The sequence below is a fragment of the Vibrio spartinae genome (assembly GCF_024347135.1).
In the GTDB taxonomy this organism is placed as follows: domain Bacteria; phylum Pseudomonadota; class Gammaproteobacteria; order Enterobacterales; family Vibrionaceae; genus Vibrio; species Vibrio spartinae.
Genome location: NZ_AP024907.1, coordinates 936,356 through 957,408, shown reverse-complemented (window position 1 = coordinate 957,408; position 21,053 = coordinate 936,356). Strand labels below are relative to the sequence as shown.

Genomic DNA, 21,053 nt, shown 5'->3' with positions numbered 1-21,053 from the left:
GGGGACTCAATATTGCGCCCGGCGGATGCATTCACATCTCCGGGCGCGGTGCTGATTGATGAAGAGCGTCAACCGCGTGACTAAAGCGTCACTCCCGATTTAAAGATGGCGAGTTCGCGAAAACCATTCTTTTCATTATTGACCGGCTCACCGCTGGCAATGGCGACCACACGTTCAATAAACTGATCGAGGAGCTCAGGCATCGTCGTCCCTTCAACCAATGGACCGGCATTAAAATCAATCCAGTGCGGTTTTCTATCCGCCAGCTCTGAGTTGGTGGCAATTTTCATGGTCGGGACAAATCCGCCATAAGGGGTGCCACGTCCGGTAGTGAACAGCACCATATGACACCCGCTCGCGGCCAGAGCCGACGTTGCCACCGCATCATTGCCCGGCGCACTCAACAGATTTAAACCGGGTAAGGACAGCGTTTCCCCATAGGCCAGCACATCGATGACCGGGCTATTGCCCGCTTTTTGCGTACACCCCATGGATTTATCTTCAAGCGAAGAAATGCCCCCTTTTTTATTCCCCGGTGACGGGTTTTCGTAAATCGGCTGATTGTGGGTCATAAAATACTGTTTAAACCCGTTAATCATCTGCACCGCTTTCTCAAAGGTTGACTCATCAATGCAACGTTCGAAAAGAAGATGCTCGGCACCAAACATCTCCGGCACTTCGGTTAAAACAGATGTGCCACCGAACTGAATCATATAGTCAGAAAACGCCCCGAGCATCGGGTTGGCCGTGATCCCCGACAGACCGTCAGACCCGCCGCATTCCAACCCGACACGTAACCGGCCGATGCTCATCTCTTTACGCGCATCGCATTGCACGGTCTGATAAATGTGTGTGAGCTGCTCGACTGCGGCTGCCACTTCATCCCGCTCGTTCTGTGCCACCATATAACGCACCCGATCCGCATCGACCTCACCCACCAGCGCTTGAAACGGCGCGATTTGATTGTTCTCACACCCCAAGCCAATCACCAGCACACCGCCGGCATTCGGATGTTTGACCATATTAGCGAGGATTCTGCGGGTATTTTCATGATCCTCACCGAGCTGTGAGCAGCCATAGTTATGCGCGAACAGATGGATGCCGTCACATTGCAACTGAGGATGGTTTTGTTTGAACCGCTCAACCGCTTGTCTTGCAATCCCATTGACACAGCCGACCGTCGGAATCACCCAGATTTCGTTACGAATCGCCACGTCGCCATTGGCGCGCTCATAGCCTTGAAAGGTTCGCTCTTGTGTACTCAGAACCGGCACTTGGGCAAATTGGGGATGATATTGGTAAGTATCCGTATCCGACAGATTGGTCTTCATATTGTGGGTGTGTACCCAGTGCCCGGCGTCAATATCAGCCGTCGCACCACCAATCGGACTCCCATATTTGATAATATTTTCACCGCACGGAATCGGACAAATAGCGACTTTACTGCCGCGGTCGACATCTTGTGCCACGGTGATGATAACGCCATCCACATCAAGTTGCTGATGGGCCTGAATTGCGTCGAGGCAAACGACGACATTGTCGCTTGGATTGATTTTAATGAAATTTTTCATGGGTATCCCTGTTAAGTGATCCCGTCCGACTCATAGAGTGTACTCTGCGACCTGTATTTTAATCAAATAAAAAACAACTCATCTCAGAAAAACGCCCCCTTAAAATCACAATTTCCATATTCAGCCCATTTAAAATGGCTAAACCATGATGAAAATCGGAATAAAAAACACATAAAAAACAGACAAAAATGATCACTTACACGTTTGAAGGTTTTTTGTTGTTACAATTTTTTTACCTGACCTTAGACTCTCCCTAACTCATCCGATAACGCCTGTCCGACACACAGAGTTACGTATAATTTTAGGGATATGACATGACGCTACTGAGCAGAGACCTCTCAACCCAACCCCATCGGCCTGAAAAAATCATTCAGTTTGGTGAAGGTAATTTCTTACGCGCATTTGTCGATTGGCAAATCGATCTTCTCAATGAACAGACTGACTTCAATGCCGGGGTTACCGTCGTCAGACCCATTGATGCCGGTCATCCAAAACTGGATACCCAAGGTGGGGTTTATACGGCACTGATTCGGGGGATTAACGAAGCAGGACAACCAGTTTCTCAGCCGCGGATTGTCACGTCTGTGAACCGCGAAGTGCTGGCTTACGGTGAATATGATCAAGTGCTGCGTATTGCTGAAAACCCGGCATTAGCGTGGGTCGTGTCAAACACTACCGAAGCCGGCATTGCATACGATGCACAGGATACCTTCAACGCCCATCCGCCCAAGACCTTTCCGGCGAAATTAACGCAGTTTTTGTTCCGTCGCTATCAACACTTTGATGGTCATCCGGACAAAGGGCTGATCTTACTCCCCTGTGAGCTGATTGATCACAATGGTGAGAAGCTCAAAGAGATGGTGCTCAAATATGCCCGGCTTTGGGAGCTTGAAGGCGGTTTCACCGATTGGATCTTGACCGCCAATACATTCTGCTCGACTCTTGTTGACAGAATTGTTACCGGTTATCCCAGAGATGAGATTGAAACTCTCAAAACCACCCTTGGATATCAAGATAAGTTTCTTGTGGCAGCCGAATACTACAACTTGTTTGTGATTCAAGGACCACAATGGCTCAACGACAAACTCAAGTTGGAACAGTGTCCACTCAATATCAAGATTGTTGACAACATTAAGCCTTACAAAGAGCGCAAAGTCGGCATTTTGAATGGTGCCCACACCGCGATGGTGCCTGTCGCTTATTTGTCGGGACTGGATACCGTCGGGCAAGCCATGCAAGACGAGGAGGTTGCTGGATTTCTCAATGGATTACTCAATGACGAAGTGATCCCATCGCTATCGATGGCTGAAGATGAGTTGCAGGCATTTAAAGAGAGTGTGTTGGATCGCTTTAGAAATCCTTATATCAAACATTATTTGATTTCGATCGCGCTCAATTCATTAACGAAATTTAAAACCCGGCTTCTGCCACAGCTCATCACGTATGCGCAAAACCAAGGAACCGCACCGAAATATCTCAGCTTCAGCCTTGCGGCCCTCTACTGTTTCTATCTGGGTCAGCGGAACGGGGAAGATATCCCCCTGAATGATGATGAACATTTATTAGCCCATTTTAATCAGTGGCGTGCGACCACAGGTAGCCATGCTCAGTCGGTCGGTGATTTTCTTCGCCTGCAACAACACTGGGATGTGGATTTAACCCAACTGCCGAATTTAGAAAAACTCGTCTCGCAATATGTCGATACGATTCAATCAATTGGAATGAAAGAAGCACTGAAGACACTTTAAGTCTTTCACCGCAACAGAACGTATAAAGGAATCAACCCATGAGAACCCTACAACATAATCTCAAAAAGCTCACTTCGGCCATCGGTCTGACACTCGCCGTAAGTTTCAGTGCCAATGCCGCCACTGAAATCATGATTGCTTATGGTAACCAGCCCGGTGAACCGATTGATCAAGCGATGCACTACTGGGCAGATGAAGTGAAAGAACAATCGCATGGTGACATCGTATTTCGTCTCTTCCCTTCCAGCCAGCTCGGCGGTGAAACTGAAGTCATGGAACAGGCGAAACTAGGGGCGAACATTATCACGATTAGCTCTTATGGCTATCTGATGGATACCATCCCTGATTTTGGGGTCATCAATGCACCTTACCTGTCTCAGTCATTTGAGAAAAAATCAAAGCTGCTCCACACGGATTGGTTCAAAGGGCTCAGTCAACAGCTCGAAGGCAAAGGTCTGAAGATCGTCGTTCCTGATGTGGTCTACGGCACACGTCATCTGCTGTCGAAAAAACCGGTGCATACCCCGGCTGATCTCAAAGGCGTGAAAGTCCGCGTTCAACACTCGCGTTTATTTGTCGCGACCGTCAAAGCGATGGGGGGCATCCCGACGCCAATGTCTTTGTCTGATGTTTATCCGGCCCTCTCCCAAGGGGTGATTGATGGCGTCGAAAACCCTGCTGTCGTTCTTTATGGCGGTAAATTCTATGAAGTGGCGAAAAACCTCAGTTTAACCGCGCACACCAAACACATGTCACCATTTGTGGCGGGGACCAACTTCTGGAACAGCCTGTCTCAAACGCAACAAGACATCATCGTCAGTACCAGTCAGGACATGGTCAAATATGGGGCAAAACTGATTGCTGAAAGTGAAAAACAAGCCATCGATCAGTTGAAAGCAAAAGGTGTCAAAGTCAACGAAGTGGATATCCCTGCTTTCGAAAAAGCCGCACGTCAGGCAGTTCAGAATGACTTCCCTGAGTGGTCTCCGAATTTATATAAAGACATTCAAGAAAAGCTATCTCAGCTGTAATTATGCCGGGGCTCAAGTCTGAGCCCCCTGTTCAGCTTTTTGGAGCACATCATGGAAACTCAAATGTTGCAAAATTCGGCCATTCCAACCTCGAAAAACAGACTCATCGCCGTTTTAGATCGTATCAGTCAGCTCGATACCGTGATTGCCACAACGTCGCTCACGCTCATTGTGTTACTGATGAGCTACGGTGTCATTACACGTTATGTCTTGAATTCGCCAAGCTCATGGGTTGAAGAAGTCTGTCTTGCATTGTTTACCTGGACGACGTTTATGGGGGCAAGTGCCTTAATGCGCACAGATGAAGTGGTACGAATCGATTTTCTCTCGCATAAATTGCCCCCCGCGGCAGCGCACATTCTCGATCACTTTATTCGTCCTTTAGTTGTTATTTTTGCGTTGGCTTTCATCATCAATTTGGGATGGAAATTACTGCCATTTTCACAAGTCCGGTTTACGCCTTCACTCCAAATCCCATACATCTATATCTATGCTGCCATTCCGTTCAGTGGCATGTTTATGCTGTATCACCAATTGAAACACTTATATACCTTTTTCACATCGCGTCGTAAGGAAGACTAACCATGTCCGTTATTTTACCAATTTCTGCACTGCTGTTTTTATTTGTGCTAGGTATTCCGGTTGCATTTTGTATCTTCATCGCGACGCTGACTTATTTTCTGCTCAATAATCACCTGCCGATGATGATCCTGATTCAACGGCTTGCCGGTGGTCTGGATTCCATCACACTGCTTGCGATTCCGTTTTTTATTATGGCCGGTGTGTTTATGAATCATTCGGGGATCAGCAAACGTCTGCTGAAATTCTCTGAAGTGCTGACCGGACACATGAGTGGGGGCTTGGCACAAGTCAATGTCATTCTCAGTACGTTAATGGGCGGCCTGTCCGGTTCGAATATCGCAGATGCTGCCATGAGTTCTAAACTGCTGGTTCCGCAAATGGTCAAACGCGGTTATAGCGCTTCATTTTCATCTGCGGTCACCGCGGCATCATCGCTGATCACACCGATCATTCCTCCGGGTATCGCCCTGATCATTTATGGCTATGTCAACAATGTCTCGATCGGTAAACTATTCCTTGCGGGTGTGGTTCCGGGAATTCTGCTCTGCCTGATGATGATGTTCTTAGTCTCTTTTATCTCCAAAAAACGCAATTACGCACCGATTCGTGACAAGCGTGCGTCTGCCCGTGAAATTGGCGTCTCGGCAAAGGATGCATTTCTCGCATTACTGCTGCCGGTGATCATTATTGGCGGGATTCGGTTCGGTATCTTTACCCCGACTGAAGCAGGTGCGGCAGCGGTCGTTTATGCGCTCGTTCTCGGCATGTTCGTCTATAAAAATATGAACACGCAAACGCTGTGGGATGCGACAAAAGAATCGGTACTGGCCTCGGCGAATGTCCTGCTGATCATCTGTATGGCTGTCGGTTTTTCCAAATTCCTCACATGGGAGCGCGTCCCTCAACAACTCGCGTTCTGGCTGACCAACACCGTTGAAAGCCCGCTGACGTTCTTATTGTTGGTGAACCTGTTCCTGTTAATTATCGGGATGTTTTTGGAAGGAAATGCAGTGATGATCGTTCTGGCACCCTTGCTGGCACCGGTTGCCCAGTCTTACGGCATTGATCCGGTCCATTTCGGCATCGTCTTTATTTTCAACGGTGCGATAGGGACCATCACCCCACCACTCGGTACGGTGATGTTCACCACTTGCTCAATCACCAAAGTGCCGATTGAAGATTTCGTCAAAGAGATCATGCCATTCTGGATTTTATTGATTGTCGCACTGCTGATGCTGACTTATATTCCGGTGATCTCTATCGGCCTGCCGAATCTCGTCTTCGGATAAGACTATACGTCCCTGCGCTATCTCAATCATAAACATACGGGCCCTGCAATGGCCCCGTATGTTATCGCTCATCCGTTGTTTAGAGCATATCAGTTGTTTAGAGCGTGTCGGTTGTTTAGATCGAATTGGTGATCAGACTGTTTTCCATGGTGCGTTTCGCGGTCTGAAGATGGCGTCGCAGTTCTCCCATCGCCCCGAGATCATCACCGCTGATCATTTTGCTCAGGATCGCCATATGTTCCTCAATCGCAACCATATTGCGTTTACGCAAATCCGTATTGTCCCACTGATAGTGGTAATGGAAGATCACCGAAATGATGTCATAGAACTGATCCATAAAAGGATTGTTTGAGGCAGAGAGTAACAGCGAATGAAACTTATGGTCGAGCTCAGAAAATGCCTGATATTCACTCACCATCGCCTCCCGTAGTTCCCGGTGCTCATACAGGAGATATTGTGCTTTGAGCCAGCGTTCATCACTGCGCGGTAAGTTCATGAAGCGATTCAAAGCATGGCACTCCAGCATTTCCCGTAACTCAATCAGGCTCGCGGCATAATGAACATCAAAACGAATCATCCGCCACCGACCCCTGTTGATATTTTCGATAAAATTAAACCGGGAAAACCGGATTAAATGCTCACGGACAACCGAGGTTGAGCACTTGGAGCGTTTCGACAACTCAAGCTCGGTAAACTCTTGCCCCGGAAGCATCCGTTTGTTCTTAATCTCATCGTTGAAAAAGACTTCAAAGACTTTACTTTGCAGATCCTTCTCCGACATCGTTGTGGCGTATTCATCGTCTTCTGATGGTAGACGCGCAATCACCCACCCGTTTTCGGTCTCACTCAATATCCCCTTGTCCCGAAGGTCATTCATGATATGCCGAATCGTGGTACGACTGACACTGAACAAGTCAGCCAGTGAAGCCTGAGATGGTAACGGTGACTCAATATGTTCGAGACGAACTGCATCGAGTAACTGGTTCGCAATGATCTCGCGAAGTTTTTTATTTCTAGCCATTGATGCCCTCCATCCCTATAAAATACCATTAAAAAACAGAAAAGATTGACTGGACCTGAGCATTTTTGAGAATTTAATCAAATAAAAAACAACCTAAATACAATGTTTTTATGCGTCCATCATGAGAGATACCTATGAAAACATTAATCTGCGATAAACCGTTTGATTTGCATTATGTCGAACAAGCGATTCCGCAAGCCAAAGACAAAGAGATTCTGGTGAAAGTCTCATCCGTCGGTATTTGTGGTACCGATATCCACGCCTACACCGGCAATCAGCCATTCTTCTCTTATCCCAGAATCCTCGGCCATGAGCTCTGTGGCACCGTGCATGAACTCGGGCAGGGTGTCACGACCGACTTTGCCATAGGCGATAAAGTCGCATTGATCCCCTATGTTGCCTGTCATGCCTGTCCTTCTTGTCTGAGTGGTAAAACCAACTGCTGTGAAAATATCTCGGTGATCGGTGTCCATCGGGATGGCGGATTCAGCGAATACTTAACCGTACCGGAAGGCAACCTGCTGAAGGTCAACAACGTGGATGATCAAACCGCAGCATTGATCGAGCCGATGGCAATCAGTGCTCATGCCGTGCGGCGTGCTGATATTAAACCCAATGAGGCCGTTTTGGTGGTTGGTGCCGGTCCGATTGGGATTGGTGCTGCGGCAATCGCAGCTGCTGATGGGGCCAATGTGATTATGGCAGACACCCAACCGGAGCGGATCGCGCATGTGCAACGGGAGCTGAAGCTACCGACACTGAATCCGCTCGATGATGACTTCCACGAACAACTGTCAGCGGCATTTGGCGGATCACTGGCTCAGACCGTGATTGATGCCACCGGTAACCCTCGAGCCATGAATAGTGCCGTCAACCACATTCGTCACGGTGGTAAAATCGTCTTTGTCGGTCTGTTTAAAGGCAATCTGGAAATCAACGACCCAGATTTTCATAAAAAAGAAACCACACTGATGGGAAGCCGCAATGCGACGCCGGAAGACTTTTGCAAAGTACAGCGCCTGATGGAAGAAGGGGTACTCAAGGCCAATATCATGCTGACCCACACCTTTGATTTCAACACGATTGGCAATCGCTACGAAGCCGATGTGATCAATAACAAGGCACTGCTCAAGGGGGTAATCAAAATAAGCTAATCACTCTCGCGAAACGATTTGCGCTCAAAGCAAACGCCATTTAAACCAAGGCCCGGACGGTCAGTAATGTCGCGCCATGTTCAATCGGCTCCCCCCTCTGAACATGGCATATCACTTCATCAAACTCTGCTGTATTTTTGATAAGCACCACCGTCTCTAAGTCATAGCCCATACCGGATATCGCCGCATGGTCAAAAGAGATGAGCGGTTGTCCGCGTTTCACCTGCATTCCTTTTGGCAAAGCCGCGGAAAAATGCATCCCTTCCAGCTTGACCGTATCAATGCCGATATGAATAAACACTTCCACTCCCTGCTGCGTTTTGAGACCAATCGCATGACTGTGATTAAAATTGGAGACGACTTCCCCATCAACCGGCGCATATACGGTGCCGCTGTCAGGAATAATCACAATCCCTGCCCCTAAAATCCCCATCGAAAAAATCGAATCGGCCGACGCTTCAAGCGGAAGAACCGCGCCGGATAAAGGAGAAAAAATCGTTTCACTGAGTACACATTGAACCGATACATCCGTGGCCATCTGCTGTTGCTGCATTGGCGGTGTCATCGCAATCGGCTTAGAGAGCGGCATGGGTGGGCGCTCTCTTTCTGGCGCATGATCGGGCGCGGCCTCATCTGCTTTAAGAACATCTGTCTCGATATCAGGGCTTTGCCGGACATCAGACGCTTTCTGAACCCACTGGCCCGCAAAATAATAACTCATGTATCCGGCAAATAATGCGGCAATAAGGTTGGCGGCCAAGGCGGCATAAACCGTGGCATCAATCCCATGCTCAGGAATAATCTGTGCCAGCGTAAACAGACTCATGACGCCCATGGAATAGACTTTGGTTTGATAAAGACCAACCAACAGTCCGCCTAAAGCGCCCCCCAGACACCCAAACAGAAAAGGCCGTTTATTGGGTAATGTAAACCCATACACCGCCGGCTCCGTAATCCCCAAAAATGCCGTGACAGAGGCCGACCCCAATAGTCCTTTACGCTTACGGTCTTTTTCACGTAAAAACAGCCCGAGACAAGCCCCGGCCTGACCGAAAACAGCCGGCATCAACAAAGGCACCAACACATCATAGCCATAGACAGACAGGTTATTCATCATTGCGGGAACGACCCCCCAATGAATCCCAAACACCACGAGAACTTGCCAGAGCCCCCCCATCAGTAATCCGGCAATCCCCGGACCAACCTGATACAGTGAAATAATCAGCCATGATATTTTAAAGGCGATCCAAGATGAAATCGGCCCGATAACAATAAACGTCATCGGGACGGCCACAGCAAGACACAGCGCAGGGATCAGTAAATCTGAAAAAGAGAACTTCATGAATTTATCGAAAAAATGCTCTAGTTTCGCATTCATCCAAGTGGCAAGTATCACCGGCAGGACACTCGACGAATAATCAATATAATAAATGGGTAAGCCTAAAAATGTATCAAGTGTCTGGCGACTCTCAACACCGTGTGAAAAGAATAAACCAGCGGTGTGGATAATATCGGGGTGAACCATGGCGGCACCGATTGCCATGCCCACAAACGGGCGTCCCTTAAACTTTTTCGCTGCGGTATAGCCCAGAAAAACGGGCAGAAAGATAAAAGTTGATGATGATGCCAGGTTCAGCAACCGATAAATGCCACTATCGGTCGTAAGCCACCCCATCGTTGAAAATAGCGCCAACATGCTGGTCAGGATACCGGCACCGGCTAATAACCCCAGTAAGGGCGTAAAAATACTGGTAATGATATCAATGAATTGGTTCATAAGCCCGTGAACGGGCTGCTCTTCGACGTCCCCACCTAACAACACTTGGAGCGCATTATAGATTTGAGCGACATGTCCACCGACCACAATATGATACTGGCCGAGGCTTTTCATCACCGCGACAATATCCGGCTGTTCAAGCAGTTTTTCACCGGCGACTTTCTCTTCATTTTTCAACACAAAACGCAGGCGTGTCGTACAGTGAACAACACTTTTAATATTATTCGCACCACCGACACCGATAAGAATCCGGCTCGCCAGTTCCTGATAATGATTCATGTCATCTTTTCTCAGTAATCATGTTTTCTCAGCATCATGAGTTCTCAGCTATCATATGTTCTCAGCTATCATGAATGAGTGGCCCGTCTGACCCGCTCTATATGTACAGTCAGAAACATCATCTCTTCTGACGTCATCACATGTTGATATTTTTTCTCGACGTACTGACCGATTTTCTCTGTACAACCAAACGATTGTGGATACTGCTCTTTGATGGAGATAAACAGTGAATCGTCACCGGATTCGATGGTCTTCTGATGAATTAATCGATGCGCAAAAAATTTCAGATGCGTCACTAATCGTTGAAAATCGGTACTTTTCTCATCCAAGCTGATTGCCATCTGGTACTGAATTATTTGCACAATATCACGAATCAAATTGGTCACATTGACGGTATGATTCATATCTTCATTGAGCTGCGCATTCACTAAATGCAACGTGATAAAGCCCGCTTCATCTTCATCAAACTGAATCCCTGAAGATGTCTTCAACAAACCTAATGCTTGCAAGCCGACATTATATTCCTGCGGATAGAGCTGGCGGATTTCCCACAACATCGGGTTTCTGGCCGGTTGGCCTTTCACCATTCGCTCTATGGCAAAAAACAGGTGATCGGCTAAAGAAATATAGACACTCGGATGCAACTGTCCCGGCAAATCCTGCTCAGCTAAGCGCACAATCGATTCCGTCACAGAAAGCAGTTCCAACGGTATTTTTTCCAGAAGTTCGTGGTAACGCGCGTCGAGTGATTTATCGTCAGTTTTAGCCAGTGTAAATACTTTTTCAATCCGCTGTTGATCAATCGACATCCCTTGCTTCATTTGAAAGCCGATGCCTTTGCCCATAACCACGACTTCGTGTCCATGCTCATCAATAGAGATAATGACATTATTATTGAGTATTTTTTCAACCTGCATGTTTATCCAAACTCGTTTTTTCATATAAAAAAACCTGAATATTTCAAAGCAACACGCGTCGCAAATGCTTTGAAATATTCAGGTTTTGCATGCTTGTGCATTCGCAATCCATTTTGGCCGTCAACATAGCATGTAATTTGAAACGCTATCAATCCAAGATCATGTAACTGTGCAGTCCAGCACAGCATAAACAGCACGGCATCAATAGCCATTCACTTGATGACTCATATCAACGTTCTGTCATGTTTATTTGATAGAATTATAACCTCCGATACATCCCAGTTACTGTGCTTATATTCAGAACAGCCGCATCAATCATCACCGATAGTTCGATAGTAAAGAGATTACGATGACAGACAAAAGAGTCAGTTTTTCCGAGAATGACAGTCTCATATCAACCACATCCCCCGACAGTCATATCACCTACTGCAATGAAGATTTTTGCCGGGTTGCCGGTTATCAACAAACAGAACTCCTCGATAAACCCCATAATGTCATTCGCCATCATGACATGCCGAAGGCCGCTTTTGGCCAGTTGTGGGACTATATTCAATCCGGCAAAAGTTGGATGGGACTGGTCAAGAATCAATGTAAAAATTCCGGTCATTATTATTGGGTCTCGGCTTTTGTCACCCCGATCATGGGCAAAGATGGCAAGATCTACGAGTACCAATCCGTCAGAACACAACCGACAGATGCACAGGTTTCACGGGCGATATCACTTTATCGTCGTTTGAAAAAAGGCGCTGTCGCAATCAGACGCATCCAATGGATGAATGTCTCATTCGGGCTCATGCTGCTCCAGTTGCTCACCCTGATCGCTTTTGCTTCTACCCCCTTGTCTGCACCACTCATGCTCGGTGTCATGATCCCATCGATCCTGCTCCAGCTCGGGTGTTCATATCGACTGAAACAGCGCATGACAACGTTGAATGAATTGGCGCAAGACCATTACAACAATCCCCTCATGGAACAACCGTATACAGGCTATTGTGATGATCTCTCTCGCATAGAGTTGGCACTGCTGATGAAACGTGCAGAGTTAAGGGCCGCGACTGCGCGGGCCAAAGAAACATCCGGCACTCTCCTCCAAGCAGCCAATGAAGAAGCTGATAATCGCCGGTTGATGGATCGGGAACTGAGCGGACAAGAAACAGCAACCAGTGCGATGGCTGTATCTGCTGAAGAAATGTTGGCCTCTATTGATGAAGTCTCTAAACAGGCCAAACAAAGCTCTGAATTTGCCAACGATGCACAAAACAAAGCTCAGGAAGGCACCCAGACCATTGAAGAAGCCGTCCACACCGTTCATCTCCTGAGTGAACATTTAACCCATTCGAAAACCGCGCTGGAACAACTTTATCATGACGTTGATGGCATCGAAACAATTCTGGAAATGATTCAAGGTATCGCCGAACAAACCAACTTATTGGCTCTTAATGCCGCAATTGAAGCAGCAAGAGCCGGTGAGCACGGACGTGGCTTCGCCGTGGTGGCAGATGAAGTACGCGCCTTATCTGCCAAAACAAGTACGTTTGTCGGAGATATTCGCTCGAAAATTGAAGAACTACAAGCAACCGTCCATAAAACGGGACAGTTGATGGAAGAAGGCGTCCAAGCTTCAGAGCAAAGCGTCTCCAAATCACGACAAAGTAAGGCGTCATTCGAGGCGATTGTGAATGACTTGGTTTCTATCAGCGAGCAAAGTGCGTACACGGCACAAGCCATTACCGAACAAGTGCAGGTCACTCAAGGGATCAACGAACATGTGATACGGATGAATGATGCCATTCAGTCAACAAAATTACTTTCGTCATCATCGGTTGAACGGACCAATACCCTTGTGACAAGTCTGGAAAGTTTACAGCGGCTGGTACAGCAGTTCAGTCGGTCATAGACGTATTCTGCGCCCCAAACCGGTGATGAACAATCAGTCCGATCAGATGGTTGTCGCGCCTGTATGTCGCGGCGCTCGTCTTCACCCTCATTGCGCCCCAAAACCACGGTGATTCTGAATCAACAGACACACCTTTTGATAAATAGCATTGTCACTTTCGGTGGCAAACCGATACACTCTCCCCCTCAATCATCACTCAGAATTTATCGATGCAAAATAATGAAAACCACGCTGATGAAGCGGCAGAAATTGAAATCGAAGCGATTGGCATTGAAGTCAACAGTCAGCCTATCGAACTATATAAAGTCCTTAAGATAGCGGATGTTGTCAGCGGCGGCGGTGAAGCTAAATATGCCATTGCTGAGGGATATGTTGTGGTGAATGGTGAACTCGAACTGCGTAAACGCCGTAAAATGTATGATGGTGATCTGGTCGAATTTAACGGTGAGTACTATCTCGTCATTTGTGATGTCCCTGTGGGTGAACCCGCTCAGGCTGCCCCCGTTCAAGACAAGCCCGGTCAATCTCATAAAAAGGCATCGCAAACAACAGCGTCAGAGAATTCTTCGCAGCGTAAAGGCAAAAACCCCACCGCGAAAAAGACGCCAGCGAACAAAAAGTCACCGCAGTCAAAACAAGGAAAGAGCAATAATGCGCTGACGATTGGGAAACATTATCAGCCTGAGCAGGAGAAGAATCCCGCCAAAAATAACAGTCTTGCCGACAAAGCGACAAATAAAACGCCTTCGGACAAGTCTGACCCCATAGAGCATGATGGGGCAGGTAAGCGCGGAGCGATTAAATTTTTCTGATGTGATGACGTTGGTTAGGTGATATTTGATACCAGTCGCCGCCGATCGTGCAGAATATGTTTAGACCATCGGCATCGGATTCGAGCAACGGGGATTGAGCTATCACGCATCATCTCCCCCCAACGGTTTATCATGATGCATAATATAAAAAACCTGTTTCCGGGCGTAACCCCAGAAACAGGTCGTGTTAATCAACTCAATCATAATTGAGTGTTAACGTCTCATGGTATCAATATCATAAAATGTAATGTAACCACGTTTTGTTGTGTAGTCTGAATCACCACGAGAACTTCCTCTGTCTTCTATGCGCATTTGAGGGACGTTAAACAACTTCCCCCCATAATCAACGTCAATATATAATCGATGAAGATCATAATAGTAAGTATATACTGGTCCGTGGAATTGTTTCTTACCATAGCCAGCAGGAGAGTCTACTCTGACTTCAAAACGGTAAACTTAAAGTTAATATCAGCAAATCAAACAACAAAAAATCACGTCTGATTATGAATTAACTTCAATAATTTAGATGGTGAGTTGATTTCAGAAAAATGCACAACAAAACACTTACTTCCAAAAGAATCCTGTGCTGCATTAATGATTGGTTCTAAATCATTCAAATCAAATACTTCATTATCAATGGTCATATGATGACAATTCTGTAACTTATCGATAGTAAACACCACATACCTTGCTTTGTTACACATATCAAACATTCTTTCTATCCTATTATTTATAGTACGATTAATTGACTTAAGATTGAGTGATATATCATAGATCCCCTGACTTTTATCCTGACTTGCGAATGGATGCCAGTTATAGTGTGCCAAAACAAATTTATGTTTTTTATCGAGAGTATAAAACCCATAAGTAGTATCTAAATAACATTCAATATCATCCTGATTTCGATCTTTTACTAATTCGTTGATCTCTGTATAACTTGAAGTCTGAAACTTAATACCTCTTCCAAATTTTTCATCTTGATAGTTACCATCTTTAATACATACACAGTGAGTCTCATCATACTCTTCAGGATAATTAAGAAAAACTTTTCTACTTTTTAAAACTTCGGCAACAGCATAAGAGGAGAAGAAACCGCTATCAAAGGGAAGACTTGCTTGTTTTAAACCTAATTCCTTAAATATTCTCATTTTTGTATAGCATCGAAATCCCGCAGGAATAACGACTAGTTCTCCGCTATCAAAAATATCTTTCAACTTATTATAATCTGGATCCATTGCATGATAGAGAAAAATTATTCTATTTCGAATAAATAAGAAAAACTTTCTTGAAGATAAATAATATTTCATGCAATTTAATGAACTCACCGCATGCCTCATAAATAACTTTTTCATACTGATACCAAAACACTTTTAGAAAAACTTTTTCAACGAAACACCTTAATAATGACATATAAAATCAAGACTTTTAAGCAATGTATGGAAACAGTATTTCATATAAATATTCATACAAATTAACTTCATTCAAGATTATAAATGCCTTGATAGAATTACCGAACTCCAAATCAAAATCTCTCTTATCAATAATATTTATTACAATTTCAGACCTACCATTTTTTACACCAAATACAGCTTCAACCTTTCCTTTTATTGCGCCATACTTGAGATAATCATAGGCATCCATTTTCAACTCTACGTTTTGTCCAATTTTTATTTTTCTAATATACTTTTCACTAACAACGCCTTTTGCTATAAAATGATTCCCTTCAGGATATATCGTAAAAATTAACTCCCCCTTTTTTACCTGCTTCGGCCTGATTCCATTGATATTATTAAATTCAATCTTACCGCCAGACTTTGCAACACCTTCTATTCTCAACTTACTACTTCTTATATTATCCATTCGTGTTTTTTTTACATTTAATTCTGAGATAAGAACCGCTAGATCACCTTTTATCTGATTAATCTCTATATCTAACTCTTTATATTTAGTTGCCCCAATAGTATATCGATTCTGCTCATCATCTAAGAGAAATTTTCTTTTCTCTAAATTTAATATATCAGATTGAAGGTCAATCAAATCACTACGTGAAGCGAATAGTTCTATTTTATACTTAATAATATCCTTTATAGACAAATAATTATTACTTTGATTTGAAACATTGTCTACAAAGTTCATCTGCTCTTTATATCCTTTACTAAAAAAATCATAGTCATCTCTATGCTCTTTCAAAATAGAGTCAATGTTTTTCAATTCAATCTTATTTTTATTAAACCTAAACTCCTCATAATTCTTTTCAATATTCATTTTTTCATAGATATTACTAATATATTCATTTAATGCATTTATTTTTGTTTTATCCCGTTTTATTTGTTGTAATAAAAGAGATTCAGCCTCTTCTAAATCTGGATTAATTGCATTATAAATAGAATCCCCATTTCTAACCACATCACCATCACGAACTTTATAACTTTTAATATCTATATCTTTTTCCGCATAAAATAACACGGGCTCAGGTGCTGTCTTAATAAAAGCATCCTCTAAAACAACTCTTCTCTTAATTGTCACAAAAAAAGATAAAACAAAGCATATTATCAACAAAACAATTGTTATATTTATAATCAGTTTATACTCTTTATGCAACTCTGACTTAACGTCACTATTAGAGTTTAACTTACTCATTGAAAGCCTCTAGCTTGATAATATCATTGCTATTCTCATTTTTTAACTCTAGTACCTCATGATTTTCACAATCAATAGTAAAGTCATGAGCAACATAAAATATGATACAGTCTCTTTTTTCTGAAATCAATTTACTCACTGTTTTGGCAATTTTATTATCGATACCTCTAAATATTTCATCAAATATTAACACCGACTTATCTGATAAATATCCCCTCAAGAACAGTAATATCTGCCTTTGCCCTTCAGAAAAAGGATTGACCTTATCACTAATCATTGTATCCAGCTTCTCAGGAAGACAATCTATTGACTGCCACAGGTTTAGATTTTTAAGCATAATTTCAATTTTATCCCTACCGATCTCTCTTCCTAATGTGATATTTTCAACAATACTCGTTGTAAAGAGTATATCTTGTGGAAAATATGCTGAGCACTGATTGATATGAATATCAGGGTTAATATTTTTATCAGAGATATAAAAACTAACAACACCATTCACAGGAGGAATTAAACCAATCAAGGTTTTACACAAAGTCGTTTTTCCAATACCATTCGGTCCTATTATTTTATATATATGATTAGTTTTGAATGTAATATCTGGAATTTTACAAATGACATTTCCATTCGTACCAATCTGGAGATTCTTCACTGTAATTTTATCTATAACCGTTATATTATCATCCAGTTCATTTCCTAATAAATTCTCATCGACAACATTATTACTCATAAATTCTTTATATCGTTCAAGAGTAATACTTGATCTTTTCAACTCCATAAAGGAAACCAAAATCTGCATCGTATGCTTTAAAGATATTTCTGTAAAAGTAATTAATGTCAGCATTACACCGAGAGAGAAACTGCTATATTGAATAATACTAATAACCATAACGCATCGAATAACAATACCAATGATTGTATTTATGGTCAGAGTTTTACTTTTCACACCAGCGACAAGCAAAGCAACATTTTTCTCTCTATTTAAGAAATCACTCATCTTATCAATACATCTATTCAGAATTTTGTTTCTATAATTATTGCCTCGTATTGTTTCTCTTCCTCCAATGATATCATCCATAATTGAAAGAAAATTTGATTTTATTTTAAATCGTTGTTCTTCTAAAAGGACCATTTTCTTAGCGGACAAAAAGTAGACAGTCACCAGCATCATCATTCCCAAAATTAAAAAGATGACAACTAGAGGACTAATAAATAAAACTATGAGTGATAATATTAGGATTGTAATAACTTTAACAACAATATCGATTAAGAGCGTTAAATGATAATTTTTAATATTCTGAGCATCATAAATTCGTTGAATCAATCCACCTTTATTATAATTATTTAATATAGACAGATTCGTAGCAATCAGAGTTAGTAAATATTTATCCAGATAGTAATAATCTAAATACTTTTCTAGAGATGCTCTAAATCGAGCAGTCAAATAATTTAATATTATATTAAACGATTCATATAACAAATAAGATACCATAAATATAAATAAAAACCGCAAGTCACCAGATGGTATAACTGCATCGATCAGATATTGCATGAAAAATGCAGAAAATGAACTAATGATACTTAATAGTAGAGAGTATAACAACAAGGACTTTATATAACCTGATGCAAAGTTGCCTTTCAATCCTACATCTATCTTCATACTAATTCCTGAATAATATTAATATAAGTTTCAAAAAATGAAATAACAAGTTAGATTATTACCCAATTAGGAAATACAATCAAAACATACTATATTTCAAATGAATATAATTTTTAGTTTTCAACTATATTTAATATATTCATAATCCCGTGACTCACAAAATTTTCGTCAGCGTTTGTTTCACCACCGAGAAGCATAATAACTTCTCTATAAAGATAATCGATATTATCAAGTCTTATATCTATATGATTAGGGCTCATTGCTCGTGAGAAATGATCAGCAAAATTTTCATCAATATCTTTGAGCTGGAAAATTATTTGGCGGAAACCTTGCAGCCCCCAATGACGATGAACTCTAATATAAGAATCTGCAATATTGAGCAAAAATTTAGAACATGCAAACTCGAAAAATCCAAGATCATCTTTCACTTGATATACTTTCCGATATAGATTTTCAATGAGCAGTGCACTTTTCCTTCGACTTTCTATAGAGAATGTATCTACAATAGGTGAATCAACTATAGAATAGGCTTTATTTTTTAAATTTCTTGCTCTACCTTTACTATCAAAAATAATCTCTGAATCCAGCATATGCTTTATTGTAGGCCCATGCTTATGAGATAAAAGCTTTACTAGAGAATTTTCTGCCATATATCGAAGTTCAAACTCTACATTATGATAAAAGATCTTCTTTCTAAATAAGTCAATCTCACGTTCATGTATGATAAGCAAATCAATGTCACTGCTGCCACTTTTATAGTTACCCATAAAATATGAACCATATCCAAGAATAGATAATGTTTTTTCTTCTTCCTTCAATTTTTCTACAACATCATTCAAGCATTCTTTAATATTAATCATATTATCTCACTTAAAGTATCCGTTACAAAAATATAAAAATCTTCAACTGAATACCTCTTTATTTTCATGTCAAAATACTTCAGTCATGTTAAATCTATTTCGTTCAGATTAAATGGAACATCGTTGGGTTTGTTCATATACTCTGATAATGGCAAATTAATTTTTATTGTATTTCGTAATTGGTCTAATTTTTCTATATAATTCAATCTAACTTCTGATTGAAATCCAGTAGCAGACGATGTAGTCAAAGAACTTTCCCTTTCTACCTTGATATAGAGGGGACGGTTAATATTTCTGACTTTCACACAATGAATAGCTCTAAGTAAAAAATCATCATCAGCAGCAATTCTGGTTGTACCATCAAATCCACCGAGAATGCGGAATATACTAAATCTAATTAATTGAGAAGGCTGAAAACTTAGGTACTTCTTACCAAGTTGATGTGCTATAAAAGGAATTCTATAAAACTTCTTAATGCGAAATGTGTTGGCTGTATGAAGATTTTGATAGAAGTCCATATATGAAGAGCCCATTATATCAATGGAATTATTTTTACTCATAAGAGTATACAGATAATCTAACCTCATTGGTACAGAATAGTCATCTGCATCATGAAAACTTATAAATTCAGTATCTATTTTATTAATTATATCATTCTTCAATCGATAAGTTCCAACATTTTTATCACTCCTAAACAACCTTATGTTTAGACCATTCTTCCTTATTAAATATTCTAAAGCATACCGAAGCTGTATATAGTTATCTTCTGATGAATGATCATCAGCAACTAAAACCTGTACATCACTCAAGCAGGTTCTCATTATAGACTCAATAGCACCGATAATAAGTATAGGTTGATTATAATGGGGAATTAGTACAGAAATCCTACTCATATTAACTACTCATTTAAATAATCATCTATGATTTAAACTATAACGAACGCCTTCAAATATAATTCCGATCTGGCGAAACATTTTAATTAGGTAATGTATGTACAGTTTGGGATACCAAAAGAAAATACCAAGCCTCACAATAGTAAATGGAAGAATGAAAATAGTACTCCATAGCTTAGCTGGATTATTATTACTAAATATTCTATAGTTTGTTCTCCCTACTCTAAAACTTCTTTTCAATACCCAAATAATATTTGCACGTTTTTTATCGTAGAATTCATAGGCCAATGCATCACTACAATAGAAGTAACTAATCCCCATTCTTTTAGCTCGATGGAAAAAATCTGTATCCTCTCCACCAATAAGACCAAAACTTAAGTCAAATAGCTGATCTTTCATCGATTCATATACCCGACGTACAATAAAAACATTACAAGTACTGACATTTATTTCTTCTGTATTTGATAATAATAAGTCTCTGTAATAAAATGAGACTTTTTCCATCCATTTCCTTTTTTTATCTAAGAAAATGGGTTGAGTATTACCTTGTATTACATCAGCATCGGTTTGTATTTGGCATTTAATTAGTGTATCTAACCATCTGGAACTAACAACCTCATCGTCATCAATCATAGCAACTGCATCACAGTGATATTTTTCGAAGGCTAAAGTTAACAACATATTTCTGACTAAGGAGATATTTTTATTTTCAACAACAATTATATCAACATGAAAATTAAAATCACTTTTTATTTTATTGATCATATTAAAAGATTCTTGTTGATAAAAATCATTATCAGCCACAATTACAGTATAAGAATTTGATGATTCTAATTTTTCAATGGATTTTAATAAACGCAATAATGATGAACTACGTTTATACGTGGGAATAAGAATGGCTACTTTATGTAACATCCATCACCTC

General features: G+C 41.8%; 18 protein-coding genes. 7 read left to right on the top strand and 11 right to left on the bottom strand.

The genetic code is table 11. The features are described from left to right. Positions 1 to 80: 80 nt before the first annotated feature. Positions 81 to 1,571: a UxaA family hydrolase gene (locus tag OCU60_RS04455; RefSeq protein ID WP_074374203.1), complete on the bottom strand. Its 1,491-nt coding sequence runs from the start codon at positions 1,569 to 1,571 to the stop codon at positions 81 to 83. 314 nt (positions 1,572 to 1,885) lie between these two features. Between OCU60_RS04455 and OCU60_RS04450 the strand changes: the two genes are divergently transcribed. Genes OCU60_RS04450 through OCU60_RS04435 form a run of 4 tightly spaced genes read left to right on the top strand, consistent with a single transcriptional unit; the run spans position 1,886 to position 6,221 of the window. Further along, on the top strand, positions 1,886 to 3,319 hold the full coding sequence (locus OCU60_RS04450) for a tagaturonate reductase (RefSeq protein ID WP_074374204.1): 1,434 nt from the start codon (positions 1,886 to 1,888) through the stop codon (positions 3,317 to 3,319). 38 nt (positions 3,320 to 3,357) lie between these two features. Continuing rightward, on the top strand, positions 3,358 to 4,350 hold the full coding sequence (locus OCU60_RS04445; RefSeq protein ID WP_074374205.1) for a C4-dicarboxylate TRAP transporter substrate-binding protein: 993 nt from the start codon (positions 3,358 to 3,360) through the stop codon (positions 4,348 to 4,350). 51 nt (positions 4,351 to 4,401) lie between these two features. Continuing rightward, the gene (locus OCU60_RS04440; RefSeq protein WP_074374206.1) at positions 4,402 to 4,932 is read left to right on the top strand and encodes a TRAP transporter small permease; all 531 of its coding nucleotides are present in this window, start codon (positions 4,402 to 4,404) and stop codon (positions 4,930 to 4,932) included. 2 nt (positions 4,933 to 4,934) lie between these two features. After that, on the top strand, positions 4,935 to 6,221 hold the full coding sequence (locus OCU60_RS04435) for a TRAP transporter large permease (protein ID WP_074374207.1): 1,287 nt from the start codon (positions 4,935 to 4,937) through the stop codon (positions 6,219 to 6,221). Between the two features lie 115 nt (positions 6,222 to 6,336). On the opposite strand, the gene OCU60_RS04430 is transcribed toward OCU60_RS04435, so the two are convergent. Then, entirely contained in the window at positions 6,337 to 7,242 is a 906-nt protein-coding gene (locus OCU60_RS04430) for a GntR family transcriptional regulator (protein WP_074374208.1), read from the bottom strand. Positions 7,243 to 7,376: 134 nt separating this feature from the next. On the opposite strand from OCU60_RS04430, the gene OCU60_RS04425 reads away from it, so the two are divergent. Then, a complete protein-coding gene (locus tag OCU60_RS04425; RefSeq protein WP_074374209.1) occupies positions 7,377 to 8,396 on the top strand; it encodes a zinc-binding alcohol dehydrogenase family protein in 1,020 nt (339 codons plus the stop codon). Between the two features lie 40 nt (positions 8,397 to 8,436). Here OCU60_RS04425 and OCU60_RS04420 read toward each other — a convergent pair whose 3' ends face one another. The 3 genes from OCU60_RS04420 to OCU60_RS04410 form a co-directional block, all read right to left on the bottom strand. Next, a complete protein-coding gene (locus OCU60_RS04420; RefSeq protein ID WP_074374210.1) occupies positions 8,437 to 10,452 on the bottom strand; it encodes a glucose PTS transporter subunit IIA in 2,016 nt (671 codons plus the stop codon). Between the two features lie 68 nt (positions 10,453 to 10,520). Then, complete coding sequence (licT, locus tag OCU60_RS04415) at positions 10,521 to 11,393, bottom strand: BglG family transcription antiterminator LicT (RefSeq protein ID WP_083602718.1); 873 nt, start codon at positions 11,391 to 11,393, stop codon at positions 10,521 to 10,523. Then, the gene (locus OCU60_RS04410; protein WP_074374212.1) at positions 11,390 to 11,581 is read right to left on the bottom strand and encodes a hypothetical protein; all 192 of its coding nucleotides are present in this window, start codon (positions 11,579 to 11,581) and stop codon (positions 11,390 to 11,392) included. Before OCU60_RS04410 ends, licT begins: the two co-directional genes overlap by 4 nt. A gap of 137 nt (positions 11,582 to 11,718) precedes the next feature. On the opposite strand from OCU60_RS04410, the gene OCU60_RS04405 reads away from it, so the two are divergent. Then, a complete protein-coding gene (locus OCU60_RS04405; protein ID WP_074374213.1) occupies positions 11,719 to 13,266 on the top strand; it encodes a methyl-accepting chemotaxis protein in 1,548 nt (515 codons plus the stop codon). A gap of 209 nt (positions 13,267 to 13,475) precedes the next feature. Then, the gene (locus tag OCU60_RS04400; protein ID WP_074374214.1) at positions 13,476 to 14,078 is read left to right on the top strand and encodes an RNA-binding S4 domain-containing protein; all 603 of its coding nucleotides are present in this window, start codon (positions 13,476 to 13,478) and stop codon (positions 14,076 to 14,078) included. A gap of 491 nt (positions 14,079 to 14,569) precedes the next feature. Here the strand turns inward: OCU60_RS04400 and OCU60_RS04395 are convergent, their stop codons facing one another. The 6 genes from OCU60_RS04395 to OCU60_RS04370 form a co-directional block, all read right to left on the bottom strand. Next, positions 14,570 to 15,430, bottom strand: a complete 861-nt coding sequence (locus tag OCU60_RS04395) for a hypothetical protein (protein WP_139302139.1) — start codon at positions 15,428 to 15,430, stop codon at positions 14,570 to 14,572. A gap of 73 nt (positions 15,431 to 15,503) precedes the next feature. Beyond that, positions 15,504 to 16,718 carry an HlyD family efflux transporter periplasmic adaptor subunit gene (locus tag OCU60_RS04390; protein WP_074374216.1) on the bottom strand — a complete coding sequence of 405 codons (1,215 nt, stop codon included), beginning with the start codon at positions 16,716 to 16,718 and terminating at the stop codon, positions 15,504 to 15,506. After that, complete coding sequence (locus tag OCU60_RS04385) at positions 16,711 to 18,375, bottom strand: ATP-binding cassette domain-containing protein (protein WP_074374217.1); 1,665 nt, start codon at positions 18,373 to 18,375, stop codon at positions 16,711 to 16,713. The genes OCU60_RS04390 and OCU60_RS04385 overlap by 8 nt, the downstream gene beginning before the upstream one ends. Positions 18,376 to 18,488: 113 nt before the next feature. Further along, the gene (locus OCU60_RS04380; protein WP_074374218.1) at positions 18,489 to 19,235 is read right to left on the bottom strand and encodes a nucleotidyltransferase domain-containing protein; all 747 of its coding nucleotides are present in this window, start codon (positions 19,233 to 19,235) and stop codon (positions 18,489 to 18,491) included. An 83-nt stretch (positions 19,236 to 19,318) separates the two neighbouring features. Beyond that, positions 19,319 to 20,128, bottom strand: a complete 810-nt coding sequence (locus OCU60_RS04375; protein ID WP_074374219.1) for a glycosyltransferase family 2 protein — start codon at positions 20,126 to 20,128, stop codon at positions 19,319 to 19,321. 21 nt (positions 20,129 to 20,149) lie between these two features. Further along, positions 20,150 to 21,043, bottom strand: coding sequence for a glycosyltransferase family 2 protein (locus OCU60_RS04370; RefSeq protein WP_074374220.1), 894 nt, complete (start codon positions 21,041 to 21,043; stop codon positions 20,150 to 20,152). Positions 21,044 to 21,053 lie beyond the last annotated feature (10 nt).